The sequence below is a fragment of the Priestia sp. P5_B4 genome (assembly GCF_056400385.1).
In genome coordinates, this window is record NZ_JBFULJ010000904.1 from 1 (window position 1) to 1537 (window position 1537).

Genomic DNA, 1537 nt, shown 5'->3' on the forward strand with positions numbered 1-1537 from the left:
TGCTATAACCTTAAATCAACGAATTCTGTGCAACTTCCTCCAAGATTTGATAAAATAAAGCTCTACGTCTCAATTTCTTCTAACTTAATTCCTCAACCACTATTTCTACTTATTTTAAAGGAGGACGCAATTTTGCAATTTGAACAAGCTTTAACACATTTACAGTCCTATTTTGGCTATGATTCATTTCGAAAAGGGCAGGAAGAGTCGATTCGTTATGTTTTAGAAGGGCACAATACCGCTTGTATTATGCCGACAGGGGGAGGGAAATCGCTTTGTTATCAGATTCCTTCGTTGCTTTTAGAGGGAACAACACTAGTTATTTCTCCGTTGATTTCCTTGATGAAAGACCAAGTAGACACGCTGAACGCAGCTGGTATTCCGGCTACGTATATTAACAGCTCGCTGACGCACACGGAGGTGCAGCAGCGCTTAGAAGAAGTCGCGCTTGGCGAATATAAGCTGCTTTATGTAGCGCCGGAACGACTGGAGTCTCCGCAATTTTTAGAGCAGCTTCAAATGCTTCCTATTCCGCTTGTAGCGGTAGATGAAGCGCACTGTATTTCACAGTGGGGCCATGATTTTAGACCAAGTTATTTGCGCATCAATGAACTGATCAGCAAGCTGTCTAATGCTCCGATTGTGATGGGGCTGACGGCTACGGCGACGCCTCAAGTGCGTGAAGATATTTGCCGAGCTCTTCATATTAATGAAGAGTACACGGTGATGACTGGGTTTGAACGTGAAAATTTATCGTTCGCTGTCATGAAAGGTCAGGATAGAATCAGCTATATCGAGGAGTATATCCGTAAAAATGACCAAGAAGCGGGTATTATCTATGCCGCTACGCGTAAGGATGTTGAAGAACTTCATGCTAGATTGCAAAAGTCAGGAGTTAATGTATCAAAATACCATGCTGGTATGAATGGGAACAGCCGTGATGAAGAGCAGAACCGCTTTCTGCAAGATGATGTGCAGGTGATGGTGGCTACCTCTGCTTTTGGAATGGGGATCGATAAATCGAATATTAGATTTGTTCTTCACTATCAGCTTCCGAAAAATATGGAAAGCTATTATCAAGAAGCAGGCCGTGCTGGTCGTGATGGACTGCCAAGTGAGTGTATCGTGCTTTATTCACCTCAGGATATTCGCGTGCAGCGCTTTTTGATTGAACAGTCAACGTCGAATCCTAAAAAGCAGATTCAAGACCTYGAAAAGCTGCAAAATATGGTGAACTACTGTCATACAGAAGGCTGTTTACAGGCATATATTCTTCATTATTTTGGAGAAAGTGAAGCGCATGAGTGCGGACGCTGCAGCAATTGTACGGATGATCGTGTGGAAATAGACGTAACAGTCGATACGCAAAAAGTATTATCTTGTATGATTCGTATGGGCGAACGTTTCGGTAAAATGATGATTGCTCAAGTATTAACGGGTTCTCGAAATAAAAAAGTAGTTGATTTTGGTTTTGATAAACTGAAAACGTACGGCGTCATGAGCGACCGGTCGGCTAAAGAAGTGAGCGATTTTATTG

General features: G+C 42.5%; 1 protein-coding gene. It reads left to right on the top strand.

Annotated elements, in window-relative coordinates:
- Nucleotides 1–132: 132 nt before the first annotated feature.
- On the top strand, nt 133–1537 hold a 1405-nt coding region (gene recQ / locus AC1DRF_RS27335; protein WP_477742227.1), incomplete at its 3' end, for a DNA helicase RecQ.